Below are 21,498 nucleotides of genomic sequence, written 5' to 3' on the forward strand. Positions count from 1 at the left end.
TCATGTTAACAACATAAGTAAGGAGCTAGCTGGGCATCAAGCGTACCTTGGCTTGCCATTATAAACTCGCATACTTCTCTAGCAGCTCCAAGGCCTCCAGACTGTTGGGTGACACCAGCTGCATAGTGTTTTACTGTTGGATTTGCATTAGCAACGGCTAGACCCAGACCAACATAACGGATTGCAGGAAGGTCGGGTAAGTCGTCTCCTAAATAGGCCACTTGTGCAGGTGTGAGTTCAAGTTGTTCAAGGATTTCTTTTAAAACGACCAGCTTGTCTTCACGCCCCTGATAAACAATATCGACACCAAGTGCAGCCATTCGCTGGCTGACAACTTTGGATTTTCGGCCAGTGATAATAGCGATTTTGACCCCAGTTTGCTGCAAAAGTTTGAAGCCTAAACCATCCAGAGTATGAAATGTCTTAAATTCCTGGCCGTCTTCTGTAAAGTAAAGTCGACCATCAGTCAGTACCCCATCAACGTCACATACCAGCAAACGAACCGCAGCGGCTTTTGTGGCTAAATGCTGTAAGTTCATACTACACCTGCGCGTAAAAGGTCATGCATATTAAGTGCACCAATGGCTTTATGGTTGTCATCGACCACAATCAAACCATTAATTTTGTGCTTTTCCATAATGTTGAGCGCTTGTGCTGCGAGCATATCTGCTTGAGCGACTTTGCACTTTGCTGTCATTACACTGTCAATGGTGGCTTGCTGAATATCAACACTCTGGTCAAGTGCTCGGCGTAAGTCACCATCAGTAAATACTCCTTGCAGTAAACCATCAGCATCTACAATGGCGGTCATCCCCAACCCTTGTTGAGTCATTTCCAGTAGGGCATCTCTTAGCGAAGTACCTGAGCGAACAGCAGGCAGGCGATCATCTTGATGCATAATATCTGCGACTTTTAACAGGAGTCTTCGACCTAGGCTACCGCCAGGATGCGAGAAGGCAAAGTCTTCTGCTGTGAATCCCTTGGTTTCAAGTAAGGCTATTGCTAATGCATCCCCCATTACTAATGCGGCTGTGGTACTTGCTGTTGGTGCTAAGTCCAGAGGACAGGCTTCTCTTTTAATTGATACATCAAGGCTCACATCGGCAGCTTTGGCAAGGGTTGACTGAGGGTTTCCAGTCATGCTGATTAAAGAGGTACCGAGTCGCTTTAAAAGTGGCAGTAGGGTAACGACTTCTGCAGTGTTGCCTGAGTTAGACAGAGCAATAACAATATCATTTGAAGTAATCATGCCCATATCGCCATGACTGGCTTCTCCAGGGTGCACAAAAAAAGCGGGTGTGCCAGTGCTGGCAAGCGTTGCGGCAATCTTGTTACCAATATGTCCTGACTTACCCATTCCTACGACAACCACTCGGCCTTTACAGGCAAGAATAAGCTCACAGGCTGCAACAAAGTCAGCATTCACTGAGGCTGCCAATTGCTGCAGTGCCTCAATCTCAATGTCAAAGGTGCGTTTACCTGATGCTATAAGCTGATCTGCCTTGGTCATAAGTTACCTATCTAAAGAGTGAATCAAAGGCGCATAACTGGGCTGCTTATTTAATATGTGTTGTGGGCAGTAATCACTAATAATGCTCATTAGAATTAGCTGGCGCGAATTATGACAGACTAAAGACTGTGAGTTAAGTAGAGAACAACGCAGTATCCCACATAACATGCAACCAGACAGGAGCCATTAACACGGCTTAGTGAAGACTGACGGATTTTACCCCAGAAAATCATACCAACAAGTAACCCTGTCAGTAACAACATGGTCAAGTAATCTCGTTGGAAAACCAGGCTACTGAAGTGGTCTGGATGTATCAGTGCAGGCATGGGTAATACGGCCAGTAAATTAAAGAGATTCGAGCCAACCACATTACCAATTGCAATGTCATGATGGTTTTTCTTGGCGCTGGCAATGGAGGCGGCAAGTTCTGGCAAGCTGGTGCCAATTGCAACAACTGTTAGCCCAATAATAAGTTCACTGACACCTAGCCATTGTGCAACTTCTGTGGCACCCCATACTAAAATTCGTGAACTGAAGAGGAGTAGGGCCAGTCCACAAATAAAAAGTACCGTAGCTTTTTTTTGAGAAATTTCTGGGATGGCTTCTTCTTCCTCAGTAATTAGAGGGTCTGTACCTTTTGAAGAGCTGCGCTGCCAGCGGTAAAAGAAGTAAAGCGTTGCTCCTAGTCCACACAGCAGTATGATGCCATCTAGCAAGGTTAGGCCTGAGTCAAATAGACAAATACCAGCCAGCAAAGTAACTGCCAGTAATAGAGGGACTTCTTTGCGTAATAGTGAGGACTTTATGGGAAGCGGTGCTACCAGTGCAGTAATACCTAACACTAAGCCAATGTTGGCAATGTTGGAGCCTAGTGCATTCCCCGCAGCCAAGCCTGAATGTCCATCTGTTGCAGCCATGATTGAGACTAAAATCTCAGGGGCTGATGTACCAAACGCAACAATGGTTAAACCGATCATCATGGTTGACATGCCCAGATTTCGTGCAGAAGCGGCTGCACCATCAACAAACATATCTGCACTCCAGATGAGTATGGCAAAACCAACCAAAACGGCGATAAAAGCTAATAGCAGAGACATAAATTCAACTCGTTTATATTCTCATGTAGTTGGGCGCTATTAAAGGAAGTCTGTAAATGAAATGCAAGTAAAGAAAAAAGAATAAATATATGCTTTGTTGTGGGGGGGTAATGATACTAAGCCGTAAAGCTTGCTGATAGTTTGCACTATTTATACTTTCACAATAATACGATGATGAAAATCATTACTCTGGTGGGATATGTTATACAGATCAGCGTTTTAGTAAGTAAGTGGTAATAATTTGCGACTTACTCCCCGCAGCCCCCTCTTCATTAACTGATAAGCTTGGCTTAGTTCTGTACGACAGGTGTTTGCTATACCCATCACAAATCATTTTTTTAGGTTTTTTGTCTTTAAAGCAACTGTGGTTACTATCGCTAGTCTTAACAGGTCAGATTAGCCCTACTAAAAAGGCTTTGAAATGGGTTTAATTATACCTTCTTTGTGAAGTATTTTGATGTTGATGGTAATGATATTTTCACAGGTGGTATTTCTATTTGCAAAACACTTATAAATAAAAAACTTTCAACTTTAAGTATTCATCTGCTGTATACCCTTGGCAAAGGGTATATTAGGGCAGCAGCACAGCTAAGCGCCTTACGTACAGTCACTACAAGCCGAAATTATTCGTTGTTATGAACTAGTTCTATCACGAGGGTTTAGCCGTGAAGCTTCTACCATTAAGTCGTGTGTTTCTCAGCAGTGCACTGTTAGCTGCCATCAGTATTCCTGGTTGGGCGGATGATGGTTTTTGGATTACCATCGATAAAGAGACGCGAGAAAAAATACGAACAGAAATGCCTTTCCTTTTAGAGGATGTTGATCTGTCATCAGTGGCAACAGATGAAGCGTTCTCAAGTAGTAATTCGACTGTCGCCAAAGTTTCAGAGAAGAAAATTGATGCATTAAGCCAATTTATCCACTTGCGGATGAAGCGTTGTGGAGGCTTTATTGTTCATGATGATTTTCAACAAGCGCTGGCACTAGTAAAGCAGAATGAAAATACCCCCCTTAATAGTTTTGTAAAACCTGATTATACAATTGATCAAGGTGAAGTTGTTACTGCGCTTATTCCTTCTGTGCAGGAGTCATCCTTAAAAGAAACCATTAATAATTTAACGCGGTTTAATAATCGTTACTATCAAAGTGACACGGGTGTTGAGGCAGCCAGCTGGATTAAAAGTCACTGGGAGCAGTTAGCCAAAGGTCGTGAAAATGTATCAGTTGAGCTGGTTAAACACAGTCAGTGGAAACAGCCTTCAGTGGTGCTGACCTGGAAAGGCAGTGAGTCACCTGATGAGGTTGTTGTTGTTGGCGGGCACCTTGATTCAATTAACCAAGGTAGTGGTGATAAAGTCCGAGCAAAAGCCCCTGGGGCTGATGACAATGCTTCAGGGATAGCATCAATCACTGAAACAATGCGCGTGCTTTTTGCCAGTGATTTTAATCCTAAGCGAACTATAAAGTTTATGGGGTATGCTGCTGAGGAGGTAGGTTTAAGAGGCTCAGGAGATATTGCTACACGTCATAAACAAGGTAATACCAATGTTATTGGGGTTATGCAGCTAGATATGACGCTCTTTAATGGTTCACGTGCTGATGTTGTCTTTATGCAAGACAATACATCAAATGAGCTGACTCAGTTTACGGCTAAGCTGGCCGAGACCTATCTGCCAGAAATCAGTGTGGGCTATGGACGTTGTGGATATGCCTGCTCGGATCATGCTTCTTGGCACCGCAATGGATATCCGGCTGTTATGCCATTTGAAGCTCAGATGCGTGAGTCGAACAATAATATTCATACCACAAGAGATACGCTGGAAAGTGCTGGGGGGAATGGCTTGCATGCTATTAAGTTTGCCAAGCTAGCAACGGCTTTTGCTGTTGAATTGGCAAAAAGTGCTGGAGGTGACCCTGATACGCCAGATCCGACCACGCCGGACGATGGTTCCTATAGGACTTTAAAAAATGGCAAGGGCTTCTGCTTGGGAGTCAATAAGCAAAGTGGAAATCGGATAACAGCAAGCAAGTGTAATAATTCAGCAAACCAAAAATGGAAAATGGATGGTGCTGGCCGTATTCATCCAAAAGTAGATGAAAAACAATGTTTGGTTATGAAGTCTTGGTTTACAGGTGCCAACATGGCTCAACTGAATGCCTGTAAAGCGACAGATAATACCCAGCGTTGGGCATTGGTTGGCGGCAAATTGCAAAACGCTGAGCACACAAAATTTTACTTAACACACTTTGGTGAGAAGTATGGTGACTGGATAGGTGTTTGGCATGATCTATCCAATGACTACCAGCAGTGGCAGTGGAGTAACTAAGATTTCATAAATGATAATCTCACCCCTCCTTATTTCAACGTAGGAGGGGTGAGGTTAAAGCTGTTTTCAAGTGATATTGCTACCGCCTTACATAGGCTTAGTTATCATTTTTGTTGTTGACTGTTTACGCTGTGTAATGTTTTTTTACATTACGCATGTGTAAATGTAAAAAATAGCCATTCTATTTATATTGGTATTGATGTTTGTCGCACAACATGTTGTTTATGAAAATAGGTTGAAAGTGTTTCGTTATTGTTAAATATGCTGTTTTTTTTAGGTTAGTTGTGTGGTAAAAAAGTACTCATCGGAATGAGACAATATCGATACGGTCATTTTTCAAGATGCAATTACCTAAAAAATATGATTGTGCTTATATGATTGTGCGTAGTGTTGATGGGTGAAAAATAGACGAGTGTTTTAGATGTTCTGAGTTTTTGTGAGTACATTCACTTCTTGTTTGGTGTATAAAAAAGCTGCTTTTTGTTTCCCTCATAAATAGTGCTAAAATGCGCGCCCTAGTAACAAATTACTCATACTGTCAGTCAGTACTAAGTACTTCTACCTAACTATGGATCCATTTCCCTGCTGTAAAAAAGGGAGAGATGGTTACCTCTCTTTGTAGTTAAATAGTAGGTGGTTGTATAAATTGTGCACTATTTTCAAATAAAGCTTACGTAATCAAATAAAATGAGTGTGGTATTTATTTGATCCAACCTGACTCACAGTTAATGTTGTTTTGTGTTTAACAAAGGTTAATAAGTTATGGCGTTTGCCTCTGATAATGTTGTCGAAATTAACGGCTTAACGTTTAGGCGTTCAGGTCGTGCTATTTATGACAATGTCACAATTCACATTCCCAGAGGAAAAGTGACAGCTATTATGGGGCCAAGTGGGACAGGTAAAACCACACTGTTACGCCTAATTGGTGCCCAGCTTAGGCCTGATGCTGGCGATATTATTGTGGATGGGCATAGTATTCCCTCTTTAGGGCGTAGTGATTTATTTAAAGTCAGACGAAAAATGGGCATGTTATTTCAAAGTGGTGCTCTTTTTACTGACTTGAGCGTGTACGAAAATGTTGCTTTTCCATTACGCGTTCATACTCAGCTTCCTGAAGCTATGATTCGTGATGTTGTACTCATGAAGTTGCATGCGGTTGGCCTTCGTGGTGCAAGAGACTTAATGCCAAGTGAACTCTCCGGAGGGATGGCACGCCGGGTGGCTTTAGCTAGAGCCATTGCTCTGGACCCGATGATGATTATGTATGATGAGCCTTTTGTTGGGCAGGATCCCATTGCCATGGGGGTATTGGTTCAACTGATTCGCTTACTGAATGATGCTTTAAACTTGACCAGTATTGTGGTCTCTCATGATGTTCATGAGGCTGCCAGTATTGCTGATTATATTTATGTAGTAGGTGATGCCAGTGTGTTAGGACATGGAACACCTGGTGAATTAATGAACTCTACGGACGATAGAATAAGACAGTTTATGAAGGGACTACCTGATGGTCCAGTGCCTTATCATTATCCCGCACAAGACTATCGTCAAGATTTGCTGATGGGGGAGCTGTTATGAAGCAGCAACGACTCGATTTAATAACCAGCTTCATTACTTTTCTTCGTCGCCTTGGGCAGTTTGGTATTATGCGGGTTGAGTCAATAGGCCGCTCAGGTGTCTTTTTACTGCTCGCAATCTTTGGTCGTTCAGGTTTTGGCTCGCGTTATCAATTATTATTACAACAACTGTACTCAATAGGTGTTTTATCGCTGGTCATCATTTCAGTATCAGGACTTTTTATTGGAATGGTGCTGGGCCTTCAAGGATATAACATACTTGTTACCTATGGCTCTGAAGAAGCTGTTGGCCAGATGGTCGCGTTAACGCTATTACGAGAGTTAGGTCCCGTTGTGACAGCACTGCTTTATGCTGGGCGGGCAGGATCTGCGCTTACAGCAGAAATTGGCTTGATGAAAGCAACAGAGCAACTGTCCAGTATGGAAATGATTGGTGTTGATCCACTAAAAAGAATAGTTGCACCACGCTTTTGGGCAGGTTTTATTTCAATGCCTTTACTCGCTGCAATCTTCAGTGTGATTGGCATTTATGGCGGGGCTATGGTCAGTGTTGACTGGCTTGGCATCTATGAAGGGTCTTTTTGGTCAAACATGCAACAGTCCGTTAACTTTGCGGATGACGTCTGTAATGGTGTGATTAAAAGCCTTGTCTTTGGTTTTGTCGTAACCTGGATCGCCGTTTTCCAAGGCTACGATACTTTGCCCACTTCAGAAGGTATAAGTCGAGCAACAACAAGAACGGTTGTTTACTCGTCATTAGCTGTACTGGGTTTGGACTTTATTTTAACGGCAGTGATGTTCGGAGAACTGTAATGGTGCGCATGAGAACCGTTGAGATCAGCGTGGGTGTTTTTATGCTGGCAGGCATATTTGCGCTGATCCTGTTGGCTTTGCGAGTCAGTGGATTATCCATTCAGACAGCCCAAAGTACTTATCATGTTCATGCTTTCTTTGATCACATTGGTGGTCTGAAAGTGCGTTCCAAGGTGGCTATTAGTGGTGTCAATGTAGGAAAAGTAGTTTCTATTTCCTATGATAAAGCGGAAATGCGTGCCAAAGTTGTTATGGAAATTGACAGCCAGGTTAACAATATTCCAACAGATAGCACAGCAGCCATTTTGACTTCTGGCCTTTTGGGTGAACAGTATATTGGTATTACGTTAGGTGGTGAGGAAAAGACTTTGCAGGAAGGTGGGGAGATATGGAATACCCAACCAGCGCAAATTCTTGAAGATTTGATTGGAAAGTTCCTTAAACAATCAGTCAAAGAAGTTGAATAAAGATAAACAGGATTAGCTAGACGAAGGTATATTCATGAATTTGCGAAATAATTTTACTAAAGCGATAGCCGTGGTATTTGCGCAATGCTTGCTTATCTCAAGTGCTTTTGCTGTAACAGATAGCCCAGATCAGCTGGTGAAGCAAACCACTGAAAACATGATTGCGGTTATCAAAAAAGAAAAGCCTAACTATAAAACTAATCCACAACGCTTTTTTAATGAGCTGGATACAGTGCTCTCGCCCGTTGTTGCATTCGATAAGATTGCCCGTAGTGTTATGAGTGTTCGTCACATTAAAAAAGCGACACCAGCTCAATTACAGCAGTTTGAAAAAGCGTTTAAAACCAGCATGATTGAGTTTTATGGGAAAGCGTTACTTAAATATGATAACCAGCGTATTGATGTAAAACCTATCCCTGCAAACCAACTCAGTAAGCCTCGTGTGCCCGTGCACATGACTATTTATGCTGCTGATGGAACAACTTATCCTTTAACTTACACGATGTTTAAAGATGGTGCTGGAGAGTGGAAATTACGCAATGTTGTTGTTAATGGCATTAATATTGGGAAAGTCTTCCAGTCTCAGTTTGATCAAGCTATGCGTGAAAACCAGCGAAACATTCAAAAAGTGATTGATGACTGGTCTAATATCATGAAGTCTGCTCAAGAAAAGACTCAGGCTAAAGGTGCTTAAGCTGTGACAACTGCAACAGTAGAGCTTATTCAGCCAGGTGCGCTTAAGGTTGCTGGTAGTCTTGAAGCCGCCAATGCTGTTGTTATTGAGCTGCAGGGGCGGGATTTAATGAGTGGTGACAACTCAGTTGCAGCCTGGCAGATTGATCTTAGTGGAATCACTGCCTGTAGTAGTGTAGGGCTTTCTGTCTTACTTTGCTGGCTGCGCTTTGCTAAGAAAAACTCATACCAACTTAAATTCATAAACATGTCGGCTGATTTGTTTGATTTAGCCAGAGTAAGTGGTCTTGATAGTGTGCTTCCCTTAGGAATTGAGTAAAAAGTCAAATTTGCTATGGTAATTAAAGCGCAGTTAAGGTTTCGCCGCTGCGTTTTTTTTTATATCATACTCCCCCTTTTTTTCAGCATTTTATGTTGAGGTAGCGATGGGACCAGAGCAAATAAAAGCATTATTAGAAGCTAAGTTGACAAACACTGACGTTATTGTTGAGGGTGAAGGCTGTAATTTTCAGCTGATACTTGTCAGTGATGAGTTCGCAGGCTTATCCCCAGTGAAAAAACAACAAATGGTTTATGCTCACCTCAACCACCTTATCGCTGATGGCACTATCCATGCGGTTACGATGAAATTCTTCTCGCCTGCTGAGTGGCAACAGTATCTCCAACAAAATGGACAGCAATAGAAATAAAATACTCCTTGTGCTGTCAGAGTCGATCTGGCTCAGTATTTAGTAAGTGCTTGAGGAATAATTAATGGATAAATTGATTATTACCGGTGGTAGTCGCCTGGATGGAGAGATTAGAATTTCCGGAGCGAAAAATGCCGCCTTACCCATCCTGGCAGCAACGCTTCTGGCTGATGAGCCAGTGACTGTGTGTAACCTTCCACATCTGCATGACATAACAACCATGATTGAGCTATTTGGCCGGATGGGCATTGAGCTTGTGGTTGATGAAAAGCTAAACGTTGAAGTTCATGCAAACTCAATTAAGAGCTTAAGTGCTCCCTACGAACTCGTGAAAACCATGCGGGCTTCCATTCTCGTGCTGGGACCCATGCTAGCGCACTTTGGTCGAGCTGAAGTCGCTCTGCCAGGGGGCTGTGCAATTGGCAGTCGACCTGTAGATCTGCATATCCGTGGTCTGGAAGCCATGGGGGCAGATATAAAAGTTGAAGATGGTTACATCAAAGCCAGTGTTAAAGACCGTTTAAAAGGTGCACACATATTTTTGGATACGGTGACTGTTACTGGGACCGAAAATATTTTGATGGCTGCTTGCCTGGCTGACGGGCAGACGGTGATTGAAAATGCGGCTCGGGAGCCAGAAGTGGTCGACTTAGCGCACTGCTTGATTAAAATGGGAGCGAAAATCTCAGGTCACGGTAGTGATACGATTGTGGTTGATGGCGTGCCAAAGCTTCACGGCTGTGTTTACTCGGTACTGCCTGATCGGATTGAGACTGGAACCTATTTGGTAGCGGCTGCGGTGACTGGTGGCCGGGTGAAAGTGAAAGATACTGATCCTTCTATCCTTGAGGCAGTGTTGAGTAAGCTAAAAGAAGCGGGTGCTGATATTACTGTAGGGGATGACTGGATTGAGTTGGATGTGCATGGCAAGCGCCCGAAAGCAATCAGCTTAAAAACAGCACCTTATCCTGCTTTCCCAACTGATATGCAGGCGCAATTCACCACACTAAATGCAGTGGCTGAAGGGACAGGTAGTATCACCGAAACTGTATTCGAAAATCGCTTTATGCATGCCCTGGAAATGATGCGAATGGGTGCAAATATTACTATTGAGGGCAATACGGCTATTGTCACTGGTGTTGAAAAGCTTAAAGCTGCGCCCGTTATGGCAACTGACTTACGCGCTTCGGCCAGTTTAGTGGTCGCCGGCTTGGTTGCTGAAGGCGATACTGTGGTTGATCGTATTTATCATATTGACCGTGGTTATGAGTGTATCGAAGAAAAACTGCAATTATTAGGCGCAAAAATCAGACGTGTACCTTAGCATATGCTACTAAAACAATGAAAAATCAACTTACGATTGCGTTATCTAAAGGGCGGATTCTCGATGAAACCTTGCCCTTACTCAAAGCTGCAGGCATAGAGCCTGCAGAAGATCTTAAAAAAAGTCGCAAACTCATTATTCCCACCCATCACCCTCATGTTAACTTGCTGATTGTACGTACCACTGACGTTCCTACTTATGTTGAATATGGTGCAGCTGATGCAGGTGTTTCTGGCAAGGATGTTCTGCTTGAGCATGGTGCCCATGGTCTTTATGAACCTCTGGATTTAAAAATTGCGCGCTGTCGTTTAATGACTGCTGGGCCTGTGGATGAAAGACCACAATTTGGCAGACGACGAGTGGCAACCAAATTTGTCAACATAGCTAAGCGCTTTTATGCTGCTCAAGGGCAGCAAGCAGAAATTATAAAGCTGTATGGTTCTATGGAGTTAGCACCTTTGGTAGGGTTGGCTGATGAAATTGTGGATGTGGTTGATACGGGTAATACACTTCGCGCAAATGGCTTAGCGCCTAGAGAGTTGATTGCTCATGTCAGCGCGAGGCTGATCATTAATAAAGCAGCTATGAAGATAAAGCATCAGTTATTGCAGACCCTGATTCAAGACCTGGAGTCAGCCGTTAATAAGCAGGAAGTGCTGTAACAGGCCAAATATTTTTGCTTATTTAATACCGTGCAGCAGTCTTGGTTGGAGAGTGGATTCATGTCTCTTGATATTCAGTGGCTAGATGCCACAGCAGAAGATTTTTCTACCCGCTTAAATGCATTGGTTGCCTGGGAGGCTGTTTCTGATCAGCAGGTGTTAAGCACTGTTCAGTCTATTATTGGTGATGTGCGACATCGTGGAGATCAGGCTTTAGTTGACTACACCTGTCGTTTTGATCAACGCAAAATCACCTCGATAGCTGAGTTATGCCTTGAGGCAGAAGTACTCCAAGAAGCTCGCCAACGCTTGAGTGCTGGTGATCAGCAAGCCCTGGTAGCGGCGGCCGAACGGATTAGGCGTTATCATGAAAAGCAGGTCCAAAATTCCTGGCAATACGAAGAAGAGGGTGTATTACTTGGGCAACAGGTTACACCTATGGAACGAGTGGGTATTTATGTTCCAGGAGGAAAAGCAGCCTATCCTTCATCGGTGTTGATGAATGCAATTCCTGCCAAAGTGGCTGGGGTAATCGAAGTGATTATGGTTGTGCCTATGCCCAAAGATGTGGTGAATGACTGGGTATTAGCTGCAGCAGCCATTGCTGGGGTTGATAAAGTGTTCACCATTGGTGGTGCTCAGGCAATAGCGGCTTTGGCTTATGGTACCGAGTCGGTACCAAAGGTCGATAAAATTGTAGGGCCAGGTAATATTTATGTGGCTACTGCCAAGCAGTTGGTGTTTGGCCAGGTAGGCATTGATATGATTGCGGGCCCTTCTGAAATCCTGGTGATTTGTGATGGTAAAACAAACCCAGATTGGATAGCCATGGATTTGTTTTCTCAGGCAGAACATGATGAAGATGCTCAGTCTATTCTGGTGTCTCCTGATCGTGACTTCTTAAACAGGGTAAAAGAAAGTATACGGCGCTTGTTGCCAACCATGGAAAGAAAGGACTTTATTGAAACTTCATTAAAAAATCGTGGCGCGTTAATCTGGACGCCAGATATGGATACGGCAATTGCTGTAAGTAATAAAATAGCCCCTGAACACTTGGAATTATCTGTAGAAGATCCTCAAGCACTCTTACCTGCAATACATCATGCAGGTGCTATCTTTATGGGACGTTATACGGCAGAAGCATTGGGTGACTACTGTGCAGGTCCAAATCATGTGCTACCTACATCTGGGACTGCTCGCTTTTCTTCTCCTTTAGGGGTTTATGACTTTCAAAAACGCTCTTCACTGATAAGCTTTTCTGCAGAAAGTGCCAGTGAAATAGGACAAATTGCGTCAACACTTGCGAGAGCTGAAGGTCTGACCGCCCATGCGTGTTCAGCTGAGTACCGGATCGTAACCAAAGAGTGATGAAATAATAGCTAACAATAAGAAGACCACCTATGGCGAGCGATAATCGTAAACAGGCAGTAAGCGCTCGTGTTGAGCGCTGGGTGAGAACCGATGTCCAAGCTTTAAAAGCGTATCATGTACCGGCCATTGAGGAACATGTCATCAAACTTGATGCTATGGAAAATCCTTATCATTGGCCGTCAGCAATGCAGCAGGCATGGCTTGATGCGCTCCAGCAGATTCATGTTAATCGTTATCCTGATGCAGATTGCTCTCAGTTAAAACAGGCTTTTCGCGATGCTTTCCATATAGCGGAAGACTATGAGCTGCTATTTGGCAATGGTTCAGATGAGTTGATTCAGCTATTGGCAATGGCAGTCGCAGGCCCAAAGCGAACGATACTAGCACCTGAGCCAAGCTTCGTGATGTATAAGATGATTGCACAATTCCTACAAATGAATTACGTAGGGATACCACTAGGCACAGATTTTTCTCTCGATGTCAGTGCTATGCTGAAGGCTATTGAGACGCATAACCCAGCCTTAATCTTTTTAGCTCAACCCAATAACCCAACGGGTAATGTGTTTGGAGAAGAAAAAATCCGGCGCATTATTGAAGCCGCTTCTGGTTTGGTGGTTATAGATGAAGCCTATACTGCATTTTCCTCAAGTGATGGTTACTCTTTGCTGGCTGACTATAGCAATGTGGTCATTATGCGAACCCTTTCTAAAGTCGGGTTAGCAGGGTTACGTTTGGGTTATTTAATTGGCCATCCAGGCTGGTTGGAAGAAGTAAATAAGCTACGCTTGCCTTACAATATTAATGTGCTCACGCAAGCCAGCACGGCATTTGCGTTACAACATGTGGATGAGTTGTTTAAACAAACTGCTCAGATTTGTGCGGATCGAGAACTACTTAAAGAAAGGTTGTCTGCCTTTGATAATCTTCATGTTTGGCCTAGTGAGGCAAACTTTTTACTCTGCCGCACGCTGGAGCATGATGCCGCAGAGATCCAGCGCTTACTTCTGGCAAGAGGCGTGCTCATCAAGTCACTTCATGGCAGTCATCCCTTACTAAATAACTGCTTGCGGATTACTGTTGGCACACCCGAGGAAAATGAAGTGTTGTTAAGAGAATTAGCAGCATTGTTAGCCAGTTAAACTTGCTTATGCAGAAATACACTCATCTTGGCTTTAGTTTTAGCCTGGATGAGTGGTGTTTAAATGCATTACCTTGAAAAAGTAGATCGATAACGTTTGACTAATGCCTTGAGCGAGAAGGCTCTTGCAGGCCTGATAGGGATGGCCTTAAGCCAATAATACATTTAATGTCTTGCTCAATACCATTACGAATAATTTTAATGGAAACTTCTTCACCGGGGCGCATTTGAGCAACCTGATACATCACTTTGCGCCCTTCCCGCGCATGCATACTGTTTATTTCAAGAATTAAATCACCAGGCTTTAAACCGGCTTGAAAGGCAGGGCCATTACGGTATACGCCAGTAATTAAAATGCCTTCTATATGGGGAAGACCAAAAGCATCCGCTAGCTCACGAGTAAACTGTTGTGTTTCTAGCCCCAACCAGCCACGAATAACTTTACCGTGCTTAACGATTGATAGCATGACATCACGGGCAATCTCTGAAGGAATAGCAAAGCCAATGCCTTGGGAGCCTCCTGACTTAGAAAATATCGCAGTGTTGATACCCAGCAGGTCACCATGAACATTAATGAGTGCACCACCAGAGTTACCAGGGTTAATGGCAGCATCTGTTTGAATAAAATTCTCGTAGGTATTTAGATACAGCTTACTTCGTCCCGTAGCACTAATAATACCCATTGTGACTGTTTGGCCAACCCCAAAAGGGTTGCCTATTGCTAATACCACATCGCCAATTTCTGCATTTCGAGTGGGGGCTAAGGTAACTGAAGGTAAATTATCCAGGTCTATTTTCAGGATAGCTAAGTCTGTTTCAGGGTCAGTACCCACAACACGGGCGGGAGTCTCTCGGCCATCTTGAAGTAATATAAGGATCTCAGAAGCACCAGCAATTACGTGGTTATTGGTAACAACGTATCCCTCAGGACTCATGATAACGCCAGAACCTAAGCTTGATTGCATCCGTTTCCGTTTAGGCATTTGGTTATAACCAAAAAAATCCTGGAAAAAAGGGTCATCAAAGATAGGGTGCTGACGTTCTCGAATAATCTTGGTGGTATAAATATTCACTACGGCAGGGGCCGCTTTTTTGACCGCATGACTATAAGAACTGGGTCCAGTTCTAGCCGCTGAAACAGTGACATTTTCTTGTTTTATCACGACAGGATCTGTGGAGCTGATAGGACTGTTATTACTGTTGTATACTGCTTGAGTAACCTGTGGTGTATCTTGTTCGGCAGTATTATTTATTCCAACCAGACCGGGGAATTGCTGCATCAGAATGATGGCAACCAAGACACCGCAGATTGTTGGCCATGTAAGAAAATGCACTAGTTTTTTCATAGTCATGCTTTCGTATTAATTTGCCTTTGGCTTTAAAGTGAGGCCAAGCTATTCAGGTGTTGCAACCCCCTGGGCGTAATCATTATACGGATTCACGACTTATTCTGTCATCCCATATTCTGCTAATGTAAGACATATACACTATGGTTGAACGTAAAGTCCTTATAAATACTTTAAGTGAATGGTTGCAGCCGCAGCTATTTAAAGATTACTGTCCCAACGGCTTACAAGTGGAAGGCAAGTCACATATTAAGAAAATTGTGACTGGTGTCACGGCGAGTCAAGCCTTGGTTGACCAAGCAATTAGTTTACAAGCGGATGCGCTGCTGGTTCATCATGGATATTTTTGGCGTGGTGAAGCGGAACCGGTTGTAGGTATGAAGAAAAAGCGTTTACAAGCATTATTGGCTAACGATATTAACTTGTTAGCTTATCACCTGCCTTTAGATGCCCACCCTGAATTAGGTAATAATGCTCAATTAGCTAAGCAATTAGGTTGGAAGATAACACAAGGCATGGATGCTGATATGAATACCAGCATTGGCTTGGTGGGAGAAGTGCCTGATGAGCTGACAGTAGAGGCGTTTTCTCAGCAAATAACCAAAGTATTGGGACGTTCCCCCTTAGTTATCCAGTCTGGTAATCAGCCCATTAAAAGAGTCGCTTGGTGTACTGGAGCAGCGCAGGGCTTTATCGAAAAAGCAGCACACTTGGGTGTTGATGCGTATTTGTCTGGTGAAATATCAGAGCCTACGGTACACAGTGCAAGGGAATTAGGTATTCATTATTTTGCTGCAGGCCATCACGCAACGGAACGCTACGGCATTAAAGCCTTAGGGGCTGCACTTGCGGGCCATTTTGGTCTTGAACACGTATTTGTTGATATCGATAATCCTGTTTAATCCTGTCTTATATTGTTCTGTATTTTAGCCGCAGCTTATTGTTTGAAGACATTGGGTTGTGGCTACCCCTCCCTCAGCGACAACAGTTATCCCCAAAAAACATATTTATATGATAAAAACGTCTAAATAGCCGGCTTATTATAATTATTATTAATTTGGTATAGTAGGTTTCTAGTAACATAACCCTGCTGGACAGGGGGATAAATGAAAGCTTGGCAACGGATCTGATAATCCATGCGGTAACCTTGAGACTTTCACAAGGGAACAAACCGTGTAATAAATTTAACTGCGATTATCCGTTTTGAAGTTAACTGTGTGAAGAATCGCTATGGTAGCCTGAGATGCAAGCAAATAATCTGACCCACTTAAAACAGCTTGAAGCTGAAAGTATCCATATTATCCGCGAGGTGGTCGCAGAGTTTGAAAATCCAGTCATGCTTTATTCTATTGGCAAGGATTCTTCTGTCATGTTGCATCTCGCGTTAAAAGCTTTTTACCCAAGTAAGCCGCCATTTCCACTGCTTCATGTTGATACGGGGTGGAAGTTTCGTGAAATGATTAGTTTTCGTGATCAACGTGCCAACGAAGTGGGTATGGAGCTGTTAGTTCATAAAAACCCTGATGGTGAAGCTTTAGGGATTAATCCATTTATTCATGGTAGTGCCAAGCATACTGATGTTATGAAAACCCAGAGCTTAAAGCAGGCACTGAATAAGTATGGTTTTGATGCTGCATTTGGTGGTGCTAGACGAGATGAAGAAAAGTCTCGTGCCAAAGAGCGTGTTTACTCTTTCCGTGATAAAAATCACCGTTGGGATCCCAAAAACCAACGTCCTGAATTATGGAATATCTACAATGGTAAAGTGAATAAGGGCGAAAGTATTCGTGTATTTCCTTTATCAAACTGGACTGAACTCGATATCTGGCAATACATCCATTTAGAAAATATTCCCATTGTGCCACTGTATTATGCAGCAAAACGTCCTGTTGTGATGCGTGATGGTGTGGATTTAATGGTTGATGATGAACGCTTTCCTCTCCACGATGATGAAAAGCCAGAACTGAAAATGGTCAGGTTTAGAACCCTTGGCTGTTACCCCCTGACAGGTGCTATTGAATCCTCTGCTACAACTTTGCCTGATATTATCCAGGAAATGCTTCTGACTAAAACTTCAGAGCGACAAGGTCGTGTGATTGATCATGATGGTGCAGGCTCCATGGAAAAGAAAAAGCAAGAAGGATATTTCTAAGCTATGGACAATAACTGCCGTCTTATTAGCCAAAATAGCACTAATGCAACCACCAGTGTGGTATTAACATTTGCAGCATTAAAAGTGGGGCCTGGGTATGTCACATCAATCTGAACTGATCGCTACTGATATTAATGCTTATCTAGCACAGCATGAACAGAAAGAGCTACTACGATTTTTAACTTGTGGTAGTGTTGATGATGGGAAAAGTACTTTAATTGGCCGGCTATTGCATGACTCTAAAATGATTTATGAAGATCATTTAGAGTCAATTAAAAACGATAGTAAAAAAAGTGGTAATGCGGGTGAAAAGTTAGACTTAGCGCTGCTGGTTGATGGTTTGCAAGCTGAGCGCGAGCAGGGCATTACGATTGATGTAGCCTATCGTTATTTCTCAACAGCAAAACGAAAATTTATTATTGCGGATACCCCTGGCCATGAGCAATATACTCGTAATATGGCGACGGGAGCATCTACCTGTAATTTAGCCATTATTTTAATTGATGCGCGAAATGGCGTAAAAACACAAACCCGTCGTCATAGCTTCTTGACCTCGTTATTGGGTATCAAGCATATCATCGTGGCCATTAATAAAATGGATTTGATGGGTTTTTCAGAGGATGTTTTTACAAAAATTAAGGAAGATTATACGGCATTTGCAGCTGAATTGGGCTTTAAAGATATTCACTTTGTGCCAATCTCGGCGCTGGACGGTGATAATGTTGTAAACCTAAGTGCAAATACGCCTTGGTATCAAGGTCAGCCATTGATGTCTATTTTAGAAACAGTAGAAATCAGCGCAGATCGTAACTTTGATGATTTTCGTTTTCCCGTTCAATATGTTAACCGGCCGAACCTGGATTTTCGTGGCTTTAGTGGCACTATCACGTCAGGTGTTGTGCGAACTGGTGATGAGTTGGTGGTATTTCCTTCACAGCAGCGCAGCCGCGTAAAAGCAATAGTGACTTATGACGGAGAGTTGTCTGAAGCCTTTGCAGGGCAAGCGGTTACACTGACATTAACAGATGAAATTGATATCAGTCGTGGAGACTTACTTGTTAAGCCTGACAACCTGCCATTGGTGGCAAGTGATATACAGGCTACGGTAGTGTGGATGGCGGAGGCAGCGCTTCAGGCGGGCAAACAGTATGATATTAAGTTTCTGACAAATAAGGCTATTGCTACATTAACCCGTATTGAATACAAAACAGATGTTAACACCCTTAAGCAACAACAAGGGCATCAGCTACAACTCAATGAGATTGCACAGTGTCATTTTGCGTTAAACAAAGCGGTTGCTCTAGATAATTACCAGGCTAACCCAGGAACGGGAGCTTTTATTTTAATTGACCGAATGACCAATGTTACTGTTGGGGCTGGTATGGTCAAAGGTATTGGTGAACAACAGGTGAAGCCTGTTAGTCAACAAGAGCGTGCAGCACGCTTTGATCAACAGCCTCAGATTATTGAAATTACTGGCCAGGAGCGCCAGACTGCTGCTAAGCACTTAGAGCGGCGTTTATTTAATCAAGGACGTAATGTTGTGGTGCTGGATCAGGAGGCTTTACCCGATACAGAAATAGAGTCCATGATGAGTATTGCTGAGTACCTTCAGCAACAGGGGCTTATTGTATTGCTAGTCTGTGCCAACCCACAAAACAGTTATCGTGTTGCGACCCAACAGCTTACAGTTGATGACGTTTCTCACTTAGCCAAAACAGTTGAAGAATTAGCAACTCAACTGTAGTCAAAGTGGCTAGAGATGCTTATACCCAAAACGAAGGGTATAGAATGATCAAAAGCCCTGCTGAATCAGTACAGCAGGGCTTTTTTTGTGTCAGTAGTTGGGTTTACCTTTTAGATGAGCCATTGCGTTAAGGTAGAAAGGTATACAGGAATAATGAGTACACCCAATGCGGTGCTGGTTAGTACTGCAACAGAGGCTTTTTGGGGATGCACATTGAGTTCAACAGCAAGCGCGATGGTATTCGCAGCCAGAGGGACAACAGATATTAGTAGCATCACTTGAATCATAATGTCATCCAACCACTGATGGAAATGTTGGTCTAGCAATATCACTAAAATGACACAACAGGGCCAAAGTAAGTATTTACTTAGGGTGGTCAGGCCGATTAATTTCCAGTCAATATCCTTCCGTGTTACGGAAGACAGCGCAAAGCCAATCATCATCATCCCCAGCATGGTATAGCTGCTTTTGAAAATGGGTAGTTGATCAGTAATGATTGAGGGCAGTTCTAATCGTGTCAGGTTTATCAGCAAGCCCGCTAAAAATGCATAAAAGAAGGGCAGTCTAATTAGTTTTTGTATGCTTTTGCGCACATCATACTGACCTCGTGCAGTGATATAAAAGCCCGCTGTATATTCAAAGAGAGTAATGCCAAGCATGGCAAAAATAACCAGTGCTACACCGGTTTCGTCAAGAATCGCCATGGCAACAGGTAGACCAAAATAGCCGGTATTACCGGTACTGCATGATAGAGCAAATAGGTGGCGTGTATTGTCTTGCCAAAACAAGCGACCAAACTTAAGCGCTATGAGCGCCATTGTCAGGCTGAAAAGGAAAAAGAAGATGGGAATGAGTGAGTACATTGGTAAGAGCTTAGCTTGAGCAATGCCACTGAACACCACAATTGGGGAGAGCAAATAAAGTAATAAAGTAGAAATTGTTTTTAGCTCGATAGTGAAACGCTTACCCAAGGTAAAGCCAATCATCACCAAAATGAATAGGAAGCTCACTTTGGTCATTAAAAAACCGGTACTAACCATAACTATGTACTTCTAAGTAATGAGAATAGAGTAAGTCTGAAGTGATTTCAGTGATTAAACTTACTGTTGTAAAACATGGTGATTACAACGAGTTAGCATAAAATAAGCAAACGATTAAACTTAGGGCTATCATGAGTTTTTCTCATAACAGGTTGATGCATGGCACGTAAACTTCCACCACTTAATGCATTAAAAACTTTTGAATCGGCTGCGCGACTTCAGAGCTTTACGCTAGCAGCAGAAGAGTTATGCGTGACACAAGGTGCAGTAAGCCGGCAAGTGAAAAAGCTGGAGGCTTATTTAGGGTTTGATTTATTTGCTCGGCAAGGTCAAAAACTAATTCTGACGGCAGCAGGTCTTCAATATCAAGCAGCGATTGCGAGTGCCTTAAATATTTTAAGTGATGCCACTCAGAGTGTCATCAGTGCTCATCGACCCAGTGAGCTGTTGACTATTAGTGTATTGCCTTCACTCAGTACACGATGGTTGATTCCACGGTTAAACCAGTTTAAGCAACATTACCCACACTATGTCCTTAATGTCATTACCCGAGATAACCAGACAGAGTTATTTCCTCCAGGTGTTGATGTCGTTATTCGTAGTGGGCAGGGTGGCTGGCCTGGTATGCAAGCGGACGAACTCTTTATTGAAAAACTTATTCCTGTCTGTCATCAGGATATTATCAAAGAGAAAGTTAGCACTGCCGCTGATTTAATGAAGTACACCCTTTTAGAGCATACGTCGCGGGATAAAATCTGGCAGCGCTGGTTTAATGCACAACATATTGATAAACCCCAATTTCAGCGGATAGGTATGGAGCATTTTTTTATGCTTATCCAAGCTGCCTGTGAGGGGCTGGGGATTGCTCTAGTACCAGACTTTCTAGTGAAAGATGACCTTGAAAGTGGGCGACTGGTGCAACCTATCAATATTACCTATGAATCAGGTTATCGTTACTTTGTCCTTACTAAAAAGCAACAAAGTAATCCTAAAGTGGCTGACTTTATTCAGTGGTTACTTACTTGGTATAAATTCTCATAAATTAGTTAAAAGGTATCTCAAAAAATGCACTTCTTCCTAGATAACGGTGTCAGTGCTGAACGCTAATCCTTATGAGTTTTCTTATACACTCTTCGCTAGGCAATATACTGTGGCTCTCTATGCAGCTGCTTACTTTTTTTCAGAAAGTCACTATTCTTAGAAGTGCCCTAAAGACAAAATTTGTTGTATAGTTCACAAAAAATACACTAAAAAAGAAACTAGTTCACTTACTACCTAGTCACTAGCAAAGGATACCGTTGTTTCTCTAAAAAATGATTTTATTAATGCTTTATTTTGTGCAATCAATTCTAAATCGATAAATGTTCTTTCTAGCAGTGATTCCCCCTTTTTAAGTGGCATCCGAGCAGTGCCTGTCTGTCGAATGTAATTCCATACCAGTTCATCAGGATTAAGATCAGGGGCATAGGGTGGCAAGAGAAAAATGCTTATTTTTCCTTGCTGTCTTGCTACAAATTGGCGTACTTTTTTGCTTTTATGCACTGG

21 protein-coding genes are annotated in these 21,498 nt (G+C 42.8%); 15 read left to right on the forward strand and 6 right to left on the reverse strand.

Annotated features, from left to right (window positions below; genetic code table 11):
* Positions 1-5 precede the first annotated feature (5 nt).
* The 3 genes from F607_RS0109310 to F607_RS0109320 form a co-directional block, all read right to left on the reverse strand.
* Positions 6-539 (reverse strand): KdsC family phosphatase, encoded by a 534-nt coding sequence (locus tag F607_RS0109310; protein WP_027707878.1) that lies wholly within the window; start codon positions 537-539, stop codon positions 6-8.
* Positions 536-1,510, reverse strand: a complete 975-nt coding sequence (locus tag F607_RS0109315; RefSeq protein ID WP_027707879.1) for a KpsF/GutQ family sugar-phosphate isomerase — start codon at positions 1,508-1,510, stop codon at positions 536-538. Before F607_RS0109315 ends, F607_RS0109310 begins: the two co-directional genes overlap by 4 nt.
* Positions 1,511-1,629: 119 nt before the next feature.
* Entirely contained in the window at positions 1,630-2,607 is a 978-nt protein-coding gene (locus tag F607_RS0109320; RefSeq protein WP_338112615.1) for a calcium/sodium antiporter, read from the reverse strand.
* A gap of 665 nt (positions 2,608-3,272) precedes the next feature.
* On the opposite strand from F607_RS0109320, the gene F607_RS28940 reads away from it, so the two are divergent.
* From F607_RS28940 to hisC, 11 genes are all read left to right on the forward strand, one after another.
* The gene (locus F607_RS28940) at positions 3,273-4,934 is read left to right on the forward strand and encodes a M20/M25/M40 family metallo-hydrolase (protein WP_051311214.1); all 1,662 of its coding nucleotides are present in this window, start codon (positions 3,273-3,275) and stop codon (positions 4,932-4,934) included.
* 762 nt (positions 4,935-5,696) lie between these two features.
* The gene (locus F607_RS0109335; protein ID WP_027707882.1) at positions 5,697-6,512 is read left to right on the forward strand and encodes an ATP-binding cassette domain-containing protein; all 816 of its coding nucleotides are present in this window, start codon (positions 5,697-5,699) and stop codon (positions 6,510-6,512) included.
* Entirely contained in the window at positions 6,509-7,324 is an 816-nt protein-coding gene (gene mlaE / locus F607_RS0109340; RefSeq protein WP_027707883.1) for a lipid asymmetry maintenance ABC transporter permease subunit MlaE, read from the forward strand. The genes F607_RS0109335 and mlaE overlap by 4 nt, the downstream gene beginning before the upstream one ends.
* On the forward strand, positions 7,324-7,791 hold the full coding sequence (gene mlaD / locus F607_RS0109345) for an outer membrane lipid asymmetry maintenance protein MlaD (RefSeq protein WP_420864431.1): 468 nt from the start codon (positions 7,324-7,326) through the stop codon (positions 7,789-7,791). Before mlaE ends, mlaD begins: the two co-directional genes overlap by 1 nt.
* A 34-nt stretch (positions 7,792-7,825) precedes the next feature.
* Entirely contained in the window at positions 7,826-8,485 is a 660-nt protein-coding gene (locus F607_RS0109350; RefSeq protein WP_027707885.1) for an MlaC/ttg2D family ABC transporter substrate-binding protein, read from the forward strand.
* Positions 8,486-8,488: 3 nt separating this feature from the next.
* Positions 8,489-8,803, forward strand: a complete 315-nt coding sequence (locus F607_RS0109355) for an STAS domain-containing protein (protein WP_027707886.1) — start codon at positions 8,489-8,491, stop codon at positions 8,801-8,803.
* A 106-nt stretch (positions 8,804-8,909) separates the two neighbouring features.
* Positions 8,910-9,167 carry a BolA family protein gene (locus F607_RS0109360; RefSeq protein ID WP_027707887.1) on the forward strand — a complete coding sequence of 86 codons (258 nt, stop codon included), beginning with the start codon at positions 8,910-8,912 and terminating at the stop codon, positions 9,165-9,167.
* A 70-nt stretch (positions 9,168-9,237) separates the two neighbouring features.
* Positions 9,238-10,497: a UDP-N-acetylglucosamine 1-carboxyvinyltransferase gene (gene murA / locus F607_RS0109365; protein WP_027707888.1), complete on the forward strand. Its 1,260-nt coding sequence runs from the start codon at positions 9,238-9,240 to the stop codon at positions 10,495-10,497.
* A gap of 17 nt (positions 10,498-10,514) precedes the next feature.
* Positions 10,515-11,159, forward strand: coding sequence for an ATP phosphoribosyltransferase (gene hisG / locus F607_RS0109370; protein ID WP_027707889.1), 645 nt, complete (start codon positions 10,515-10,517; stop codon positions 11,157-11,159).
* 60 nt (positions 11,160-11,219) lie between these two features.
* On the forward strand, positions 11,220-12,527 hold the full coding sequence (gene hisD / locus F607_RS0109375) for a histidinol dehydrogenase (protein WP_027707890.1): 1,308 nt from the start codon (positions 11,220-11,222) through the stop codon (positions 12,525-12,527).
* Positions 12,528-12,559: 32 nt separating this feature from the next.
* Entirely contained in the window at positions 12,560-13,669 is a 1,110-nt protein-coding gene (gene hisC, locus F607_RS0109380; RefSeq protein WP_038290811.1) for a histidinol-phosphate transaminase, read from the forward strand.
* A 100-nt stretch (positions 13,670-13,769) separates the two neighbouring features.
* Here hisC and F607_RS0109385 read toward each other — a convergent pair whose 3' ends face one another.
* Positions 13,770-15,014 carry a S1C family serine protease gene (locus F607_RS0109385; RefSeq protein ID WP_027707892.1) on the reverse strand — a complete coding sequence of 415 codons (1,245 nt, stop codon included), beginning with the start codon at positions 15,012-15,014 and terminating at the stop codon, positions 13,770-13,772.
* Positions 15,015-15,157: 143 nt separating this feature from the next.
* On the opposite strand from F607_RS0109385, the gene F607_RS0109390 reads away from it, so the two are divergent.
* From F607_RS0109390 to cysN, 3 genes are all read left to right on the forward strand, one after another.
* Positions 15,158-15,916, forward strand: a complete 759-nt coding sequence (locus tag F607_RS0109390) for a Nif3-like dinuclear metal center hexameric protein (RefSeq protein WP_027707893.1) — start codon at positions 15,158-15,160, stop codon at positions 15,914-15,916.
* 341 nt (positions 15,917-16,257) lie between these two features.
* Positions 16,258-17,166, forward strand: a complete 909-nt coding sequence (cysD, locus tag F607_RS0109395) for a sulfate adenylyltransferase subunit CysD (RefSeq protein ID WP_027707894.1) — start codon at positions 16,258-16,260, stop codon at positions 17,164-17,166.
* A 97-nt stretch (positions 17,167-17,263) separates the two neighbouring features.
* Positions 17,264-18,913, forward strand: coding sequence for a sulfate adenylyltransferase subunit CysN (cysN, locus tag F607_RS0109405; RefSeq protein WP_027707895.1), 1,650 nt, complete (start codon positions 17,264-17,266; stop codon positions 18,911-18,913).
* Positions 18,914-19,023: 110 nt separating this feature from the next.
* Here cysN and F607_RS0109415 read toward each other — a convergent pair whose 3' ends face one another.
* A complete protein-coding gene (locus tag F607_RS0109415) occupies positions 19,024-19,953 on the reverse strand; it encodes an AEC family transporter (RefSeq protein ID WP_027707896.1) in 930 nt (309 codons plus the stop codon).
* A 159-nt stretch (positions 19,954-20,112) separates the two neighbouring features.
* On the opposite strand from F607_RS0109415, the gene gcvA reads away from it, so the two are divergent.
* Complete coding sequence (gene gcvA, locus F607_RS0109420; protein WP_027707897.1) at positions 20,113-20,994, forward strand: transcriptional regulator GcvA; 882 nt, start codon at positions 20,113-20,115, stop codon at positions 20,992-20,994.
* 234 nt (positions 20,995-21,228) lie between these two features.
* Here gcvA and F607_RS35775 read toward each other — a convergent pair.
* The coding region (locus tag F607_RS35775; RefSeq protein ID WP_027707898.1) for a transposase at positions 21,229-21,498 on the reverse strand (270 nt) is incomplete at its 5' end.

It is taken from the genome of Zooshikella ganghwensis DSM 15267 (assembly GCF_000428585.1).
Taxonomy (GTDB): Bacteria; Pseudomonadota; Gammaproteobacteria; order Pseudomonadales; family Zooshikellaceae; genus Zooshikella; species Zooshikella ganghwensis.

Bases quoted from the DNA above. Each gene is read 5' to 3' on its own strand.
- F607_RS0109310 (WP_027707878.1), bottom strand. From the start codon at position 539: ATGAACTTACAGCATTTAGCCACAAAAGCCGCTGCGGTTCGTTTGCTG.
- F607_RS0109315 (WP_027707879.1), bottom strand. From the start codon at position 1,510: ATGACCAAGGCAGATCAGCTTATAGCATCAGGTAAACGCACCTTTGAC.
- F607_RS0109320 (WP_338112615.1), bottom strand. From the start codon at position 2,607: ATGTCTCTGCTATTAGCTTTTATCGCCGTTTTGGTTGGTTTTGCCATA.
- F607_RS0109335 (WP_027707882.1), top strand. From the start codon at position 5,697: ATGGCGTTTGCCTCTGATAATGTTGTCGAAATTAACGGCTTAACGTTT.
- mlaE (WP_027707883.1), top strand. From the start codon at position 6,509: ATGAAGCAGCAACGACTCGATTTAATAACCAGCTTCATTACTTTTCTT.
- mlaD (WP_420864431.1), top strand. From the start codon at position 7,324: ATGGTGCGCATGAGAACCGTTGAGATCAGCGTGGGTGTTTTTATGCTG.
- F607_RS0109350 (WP_027707885.1), top strand. From the start codon at position 7,826: ATGAATTTGCGAAATAATTTTACTAAAGCGATAGCCGTGGTATTTGCG.
- F607_RS0109360 (WP_027707887.1), top strand. From the start codon at position 8,910: ATGGGACCAGAGCAAATAAAAGCATTATTAGAAGCTAAGTTGACAAAC.
- murA (WP_027707888.1), top strand. From the start codon at position 9,238: ATGGATAAATTGATTATTACCGGTGGTAGTCGCCTGGATGGAGAGATT.
- hisG (WP_027707889.1), top strand. From the start codon at position 10,515: ATGAAAAATCAACTTACGATTGCGTTATCTAAAGGGCGGATTCTCGAT.
- hisD (WP_027707890.1), top strand. From the start codon at position 11,220: ATGTCTCTTGATATTCAGTGGCTAGATGCCACAGCAGAAGATTTTTCT.
- hisC (WP_038290811.1), top strand. From the start codon at position 12,560: ATGGCGAGCGATAATCGTAAACAGGCAGTAAGCGCTCGTGTTGAGCGC.
- F607_RS0109385 (WP_027707892.1), bottom strand. From the start codon at position 15,014: ATGAAAAAACTAGTGCATTTTCTTACATGGCCAACAATCTGCGGTGTC.
- F607_RS0109390 (WP_027707893.1), top strand. From the start codon at position 15,158: ATGGTTGAACGTAAAGTCCTTATAAATACTTTAAGTGAATGGTTGCAG.
- cysD (WP_027707894.1), top strand. From the start codon at position 16,258: ATGCAAGCAAATAATCTGACCCACTTAAAACAGCTTGAAGCTGAAAGT.
- cysN (WP_027707895.1), top strand. From the start codon at position 17,264: ATGTCACATCAATCTGAACTGATCGCTACTGATATTAATGCTTATCTA.
- F607_RS0109415 (WP_027707896.1), bottom strand. From the start codon at position 19,953: ATGGTTAGTACCGGTTTTTTAATGACCAAAGTGAGCTTCCTATTCATT.
- gcvA (WP_027707897.1), top strand. From the start codon at position 20,113: ATGGCACGTAAACTTCCACCACTTAATGCATTAAAAACTTTTGAATCG.